This is a genomic window from Sulfuritalea sp. (genome assembly GCF_031426875.1).
In the GTDB taxonomy this organism is placed as follows: Bacteria; Pseudomonadota; Gammaproteobacteria; order Burkholderiales; family Rhodocyclaceae; genus Sulfuritalea.
In genome coordinates, this window is the sequence record NZ_JASJPC010000038.1 from 1 (window position 1) to 6,994 (window position 6,994).

The 6,994-nt window shown below is 62.2% G+C and carries 7 protein-coding genes; all 7 read right to left on the reverse strand.

Features of this window, described 5'->3' with window-relative positions:
- Window positions 1-247 precede the first annotated feature (247 nt).
- The 7 genes from had to RMO95_RS16640 all read right to left on the reverse strand — a co-directional run bounded on the left by had (window position 248) and on the right by RMO95_RS16640 (window position 6,779).
- The gene (gene had, locus RMO95_RS16610) at window positions 248-1,315 is read right to left on the reverse strand and encodes a 6-hydroxycyclohex-1-ene-1-carbonyl-CoA dehydrogenase (protein ID WP_310451768.1); all 1,068 of its coding nucleotides are present in this window, start codon (window positions 1,313-1,315) and stop codon (window positions 248-250) included.
- 147 nt (window positions 1,316-1,462) lie between these two features.
- Entirely contained in the window at window positions 1,463-2,236 is a 774-nt protein-coding gene (locus RMO95_RS16615; protein WP_310451769.1) for an enoyl-CoA hydratase/isomerase family protein, read from the reverse strand.
- A gap of 137 nt (window positions 2,237-2,373) precedes the next feature.
- A complete protein-coding gene (locus RMO95_RS16620; RefSeq protein WP_310451770.1) occupies window positions 2,374-4,950 on the reverse strand; it encodes an FAD-dependent oxidoreductase in 2,577 nt (858 codons plus the stop codon).
- Between the two features lie 78 nt (window positions 4,951-5,028).
- The gene (locus RMO95_RS16625) at window positions 5,029-5,658 is read right to left on the reverse strand and encodes a PHP domain-containing protein (protein ID WP_310451771.1); all 630 of its coding nucleotides are present in this window, start codon (window positions 5,656-5,658) and stop codon (window positions 5,029-5,031) included.
- A gap of 25 nt (window positions 5,659-5,683) precedes the next feature.
- Entirely contained in the window at window positions 5,684-6,136 is a 453-nt protein-coding gene (locus tag RMO95_RS16630; RefSeq protein WP_310451772.1) for a GNAT family N-acetyltransferase, read from the reverse strand.
- Window positions 6,137-6,183: 47 nt separating this feature from the next.
- Window positions 6,184-6,480, reverse strand: a complete 297-nt coding sequence (locus tag RMO95_RS16635; protein ID WP_310451773.1) for a hypothetical protein — start codon at window positions 6,478-6,480, stop codon at window positions 6,184-6,186.
- A gap of 14 nt (window positions 6,481-6,494) precedes the next feature.
- The gene (locus tag RMO95_RS16640) at window positions 6,495-6,779 is read right to left on the reverse strand and encodes a hypothetical protein (RefSeq protein ID WP_310451774.1); all 285 of its coding nucleotides are present in this window, start codon (window positions 6,777-6,779) and stop codon (window positions 6,495-6,497) included.
- Between the last annotated feature and the right edge of the window lie 215 nt (window positions 6,780-6,994).

The window sequence follows — 6,994 nt, forward strand, 5'->3', positions numbered from 1 at the left end:
CTTCGTAGATCACCGTCGGCGCAGCATCGGGCGATGCGCTGCCGAAGTGCGAGTTGTCGATGAGCTGATGATCCTTGAGATCGTTTTCCCTGCGTAGCCATTCCAATGCCATGTTGTTTCTCCTAGTAATTATCAAACAAAACCGAAATCAGCCACAGAGGACACAGAGTTCACAGAGAAAGGCTGTGAAGTGGTTTTCTCTGAGTCCTCTGTGATCTCTGTGGCCAAATAGGTTTTCAATCGGTTCTCAAAAATCCGGGGTCAAAATCACGCGCCGCTTGAGCTTGCCGTGGTGCGCCTCGTCGAACACCTGCTCGATCTGGCTCATGGGTCGGGTCTCGACGAAAGGTCCGAGCTCGATGCGCCCGTCGAGGCACATCTCCAGCACCTGCGGGTAGAACTCGGGCGGGCAGCCCCAGGTGCCGATCAGTTCGGCATCGAAGGCCATCAGCTTGGACAGCATGTAGCTGGTCTCGTCGGTGCCGTAGCCAACCACCATCAGCAGGCCGGTGAAGGACAGCAGGGACAGGGCCAGTTCCTGGCCCGGCTTGGTGCCGGTGACCTCGAAAATCTTCCAGCCGTAGTTCGAGGGGATGCCCTTTTCCTTGCAATAGGCCTTGAAGATTTCCTTCACTTCCTTGGGTGTCTTGCCCTTCGGGTTGATGGTGAAGTCGGCGCCGTAGCCCTTCATGAACTCCAGCTTTTCCTCGTTGATATCGATGCCGATCACCGTGCCGGCGCCCATGCCCTTGGCCACCTGGGTCATGAAGCTGCCGACGCCGCCGGCCGCGCCGATGACGATGACCCTGTCGCCGGCCGCGAGGCGCGCGCGCCGCGCCGCCTGGTAAGGCGTGGTGACGGCATCGGCGATCACCGAGAGGTGCTCCAGCGGCACCTTGCCGCGATTGCCGACGATGCAGAGGTCGGCGGCCGGCACCGGAATATGGCTGGAGAAGCCGCCATAGATGCCCATCGAATTGCCGGGCATCTTTTGCGCCAGGCAACGGTTGCCGCGGCCGGTCTTGCACAGTTCGCACTTGTTGCAGGGAAGCACGGCGGGAATGATGACTTCCTTGCCTATGAGATTGGCTTCACCAGCGACGACCACGCCCGAAATCTCGTGGCCCAGCGACAGCGGGGGCGGCTGCTCGGTACGCACGCCCATGTAGAAGTAGGACAGGTCGGTGTGGCAGACGCCGCAGCCCTTGACCTCGACCAGGACCTCGCCCGGCTGCAGTTGCGGCACCGGGATTTCGGTTTTGGTCAGCGTCCCCGGTACGGTCATCTGCCATGTTTTGATGGTGCTTGGAATCATTCTTGTCTCCCTCACGGAAATCTAAAAATCGTTTTTGGCCACAGAGGTCACAGAGTTCACAGAGGTCACAGAGAAAAACCTGGAAACAAAGCTGGTTTTGCGCCTTTCTCTGTGTCCTCTGTGTCCTCTGTGGCTAATGGGTCTGCCTCACTTGTTCTTCCACACCGGCTTGCGTTTCTCGATGAACGAGTTCAAACCTTCCTTGGCATCCTCGGTGGCCATCAGGTCCTTGAGGTAATGCTGTTCGATATGGAACAGGGCTTCGTAGAAAGGCCGCGTCGCCGCTTCCTTGACCGCCTTCTTGGTATGGATCAGCGCCACGCGCGAGAGCGAGGTGAACTGTTCGAGAAACTTCGCCGTGTCGGCCGCGAAAGTCTCTTTCGGAAACACGGTGTTCACCAGGCCGAGGCGATGAGCTTCTTTGGCATCGATGATGCCGCCGCCGAGCAGCAGTTCCATCACCTTGGTCATCGGGATCTGGCGCGGCAGCAGGATCGCGGCGATCGGCGGAAACACGCCGAGCTTGATTTCCGGCTGGCCGAGCTTGGCGTTTTCCGAGGCCACCACCATGTCGCAGGCGATCGCCAGTTCACAGCCGCCGCCCAGCGCCGCGCCATTGACGGCAGCCACGGTGGGTATCGACACCTGCATCAGGCGCTTCAGGATGCCGTGAAAAACCTCGATCATCTTCACCACCTTGTCCGGCGTGTGATCGACCACGTCGACGCCGGAGGAGAAGGTCTTGTCGCCGTTGCCGGTGATGACCAGGACCTTGGCCGTGGTGTTTTCCATCGCCAGGTCGAGCGCGGCATTCATCTCCTCCATGGTGGCGATGTCGAGCACGTTGTAGGGCGGCCGGTTGATGGCCAGGCGCAGTACCTCGCCCTGGTCCTCGTAGGAGATGAATTTGAAATCTGCCATGTATGTTTTCCTTTTTTTGTTAGCCGCAAACTAGTGGCTGCTTCGGAAATGTTGAACCACTGTAGGGCCGGCTTCAGCCGGCCATGGCGGACTGAAGTCCGCCCTACAAGTGGAACTAATATTTCGCAAGCGCCACACTAAAAAAGATCGTCCATTTCGTCCGCGCCGACGCCCGGCGGCATGCCGCCGTACTGCTGCATGTAGGCCTGCACGATCTGGTTCTCGCGCTGGCTGAAGAAGGGCGCGTCCTCCCAGACGAAATACCTGGCGATGTCGGCCTTGTCGAGCATGGCTTCGAGGCCTTCGCGCAGGTTCTCGACACCCTTGATGACCAGCACCTTTTTGTCGGCGTCGAGCAACTGATACACGCCCGATTCGATCTGCACGCCGGCGACGTTGGCTGCATTCAGTTCCAGCCAGGCTTCCGGCGGCAGCACCATGTCCTCGATCTTCGCCGCGAGGTTGCACTTGAGGCAACGCAGGGCCTCGGCGCGCGCGGTCGCTGCGTCGAAGCCGAGCTCGACCTCGTTCCAATTGTCGCGCTGTTCGGGATCGATGAAGATCGGATGCAGGCGCTTGCGGGTATTGAAGCCATCCTCGCGGCCGATATGAGGATCGGTATCCCAGTCCGGCAGCAGCGTTTCCTCGATGTTGCCGTCGCCGCCTAGATAGGCATCCATCGCCGCGGCGGCCTTGCGGCCCTGCGCCACCGACTCGATCAGCGACGAGGGGCCGAGCACGCAGTCGCCGCCGGCATAAACGCCGGGACGGCTGGTCAGCATGCTGTCCTCGCGCACCTGCACGCGGCCGTTTTTCGATACCTGCACGGCGTAGGCGGGAAACTCCTCGGGCCGCTGGCCGATCGCGCCGATCACCAGGTCGACGTCCTCGGTAAACTCGCTGCCGGCAATTTCCAGCGGACGGCGACGCCCCGAGGCATCGGGCTCGCCGAGTTCCATCCTGACGTAGGTGACCTTCAGCCGCGAGCTGCCGCTGTCGTTGAGTTCGATTTTCTTCGGCGCCAGCAGGAAACGCAGATTGACCTTTTCGTCGATGCAACCCTGGACCTCGTCGTCGCGCGCCGGCATTTCCCCGCGGGTGCGGCGATACACCATATCCACCACTTCGGCGCCCAGGCGCCGCGCGGAACGCGCATTGTCGGTGGCGACGTTGCCGCCGCCGATCACCGCGACGCGCTTGCCGATCACGATCGCCGGATCGCCAGCGGCAACTTTCCCGACCTTGCCCGTGGTCACGGCGCGCAGGAAGTTGGGGCTGTCGATCACATTGGGCAGCGTGTCGCCGGGGATGCCGAGCGCATCGCCGTTCTGCGCACCGATGCCGAGGAAGACGCTATCGAAACCCTGCGCCAACAGTTCGTCGATGTTCTCGATGCGGGTGTTGAAGCGGAATTCGACGCCGAGCTTTTCGACTTCCGCCACTTCCTGGTCGATCACGTCCAGCGGCACGCGATACGACGGAATGCCGTAGCGGACCATGCCGCCGGCGGCGGGCAAGGCGTCGAACACGGTGACGGCGTGACCTTTCTTGGCCAGGTAATAGGCAGCGGTGAGTCCGCCGGGGCCGGCACCGACCACCGCGGCCTTCTTGCCGGAAGGCGGCAGCTGGATCGAATGCTGGCGCCACAAACCGGTATCGTTGTCGGCCGCAATGCGCTTGAGGCTGCGGATCGACAGCGGATCGTCGAGATCCTTGCGCCGGCAGGCGGTTTCGCAGGGGCTGAAACAGGCGCGGCCGAGTATGCCCGGGAAAGGCAGTTTTTCGCGCACCACGGCGACGGCTTCGCCGTACCTGCCGAGGCCCACCAGTTGCACGTAGCGCGGCACGTCGATGCCGGCCGGACAGGTCGCCTTGCACGGCACCTGCGTCTCTTCCACGCGCGCGACGTCCAGCGTGCGATCCATCAGCGCGCCGGTCGGGCACACGGTGACGCAGGCGCTGCAGAACTTGCAGCCGGATTCGAGCAGCGTGTCCGCGATGGTGCCGACCCAGCTGCGGCCGTCGGTGTTCTTGACTTCGAGGCAGCCGACGCCGCGCACGTCGTTGCAGGCCACCAGGCAGCGCCGGCAGTCGATGCAGAGGTTGTAGTCGCGGTCGTAGAAGGGTTCGTTCTTGATCACCGGCAGCTGCACGTGCTTGTAATTCGGCGTCGTCGGCGGAATGCCGATGTGGTCGGCCACCTTGCGCAATTCGCAGCTGTTGAAGATCGAGCAGCAGCGCTGCTCGACGGGGTTGCCGAAGGAACAAGTGGTACGGCTGCAGCCGTCGCGCTGCGGGCAGGTCAGGCAGACGTGGGGGTGCGTGCCGAGGGTCTTGGCGATGCCGTCCTTGCGCAGCTTGTCGATGGCGGGCGAAGTCGTGGTGACGACCATGCCGGCCTCGACCGCGATCGAACACGAGGTGCGCATGCCGCTCATGCCGGCGATCTCGACCACACAGAGATTGCAACCGCTGGCGCTGGCGCCGCCGCCGCGCTGGGCGCTGGGCGGCAGATCGGGATGGGCGCAGAGGGCCGGAATGTAGATGCCGGCGGCGCTCGCGGCGGACAGCAGCGACACGCCCTCGGGCGCCTCGACCGCCTTGCCGTCTATGGTGAGACTGACCATCGCCCCGGCATCGGCAGCGAAAGCGCCGGCAGCGGGCGCCTGGCGGGTCTTGTACCACCTGATCTCGGACGTCTGTACGGCCTGCATGTATTCCTCCTCGATGCGTCTATCGACTGGCTCGCGCGGCCATCACCGGCCCCGCGCCTACATTTCAAACTGCCGCGCTCAGGCCGCCTGGTAGGGCTGGTAGTAGGCGCCACGACAGGCGCCCGCCTTTACCGCGGCGATAAAACTCGCCATATCCGTTACCGGCTGCGAAAACTCCGTCGCACAACGCCCTACCGCCACCACTTTGTGGCAATCGCTGCCGCCCAGCGTCGGCAGGCCCAGATGTGCGCTGGCCCGGATCGCCAGGTCGTTGTCGCTTTCGGCGTTGACGCCATTGTGCGATTCCACCGCGGCGATATCCCTCAAGTCCAGCAGTCCTTCCAGCAGGCTCGAAAGCCCGACATTGCGAAACGGATGCGCCGGCGCACAAATGCCGCCGAGGTCGTTGATGTGTTCGATCACTTCCTCGAGCGGCAGATAGCTGTCGCGATTCCAGATGTTCCAGCCGTCATCGACAACGCCGTAGGCCAGCAGGTGCCCCCGGTCGGTGGCGATTTCCACGCCGCGCAGGACCAGCAGGCCCTCCTCGCGGCCGATTCGTTCGACCGGCTCCGAGGCCTCGTAGGAATAGTGCTCGGTGATGCACACGCCATCGAGTCCAAGGGCCTTGGCGCGCCGGATCAGGTCAAGCGGCTCAAGCCAGTTGTCATAGGAGTACTTGCTGTGACAATGGGTATCGATCCACATGACCCGTCGGAGTGCCGTCAGGCTCTCAGGGAAGCACGCACTCGAGATTGATGCGCTTCGACGGCACGAACTTGTTCGCCGAGAAGAATTTTTCGAGGGCGAAATCGTCCCAGTTCACCAGCGTATAGACCTTCTTCACCCCGGCCGCCTTCATGTTCATCATGAAGGTGTCGAGCATTTCGGCGGCGACGCCGTGCTTGCGGAAATCCGGATGCACGCCCAGGGTATCGATGGTCGAGGTCGCATCGGTAATGCCGAATTCGCCGAAGAAGACATAGCCCATGACGAAGCCGACCACCTTGCCGTCGATTTCGCAGACGATCGAGGCATTGATGTTGGCGTTCTTGTTCAGGATGCCGGCAATCTTGCGCTCGTAGTATTCCTGTCGCGGTTCCTTCGAAGCGAATGCGTCGATGGCCACGATGGCGTCCAGGTCCCCTTGGCGCAACACGCGCATGATTCGTTTCTGATCAGCCATTTCTTTCCTCCTTGTGGTGTCGGCAGCGCCACTGGCGCCGTCAATTCTTAGAACAATTCGTCTTCGCCGGCCGGTTCGCTACGCTTGCGAACATAGACCGTGCCATACATGAAGCCCATTCCCTGACCCGCATCGAAACAGGTGTTGCAGCCGCTTTCGCCCTCGGTCTTGAACTCCTCGACATGGACCTCGAAGCCCATGGCTTTGTAGTTCTGCACGATCTCGGACAGGCGCGGCTCGCCGATGATGGTCTGGCGCACCCAGCCGTCCCTGAGCAATGCGTCCTCGGGGTTGACCGCCTTGGACTGCGCGATGGGAATCACACGCCGTGTTGGTTCAGCCATGGGAATCACCTCGCTCACCACGAATGCTTGATCGCACCCGGCGTGCAGGCCGTGATGCAGGGCAGGCTGCTGTAGCCGCCCGAAGGCTTGCAATCGGCGCAGTCGTAGGACAGGGTGCGGCAGTTGGGCTTCTTGATCCAGGCCACCTCGTCGTCGTAGTCGTCGGTGATGATTTCGAACATCTGCTTCGGACACGCGGTCAGACAGGCACGTGCGGCGGTGCAGCCGATGCACTTGTCGGTGTCGATGCTGATGTAGTACTCACCGGAGCCATCCTTGTAACCGTAATTGGCGATCATGTCTTTGCCTCCCGCAGGGCCGCCCCGAGGGAGGCATGCGCCCCCTTGGGGGGCAGCGAACGAATGTGAGCGTGGGGGTTCATAATATTTCCTTCTGGTCAGGTCCCGCTGGCAGCCGGCAAAGTACCGGCTGCCGCAGGCAGGCTATCAGGCTGCGGCTTTCTTCGACATCAGCGTGTAGCCGAACAGCGCGGCCCCGAGGGCGCCGGCGATCT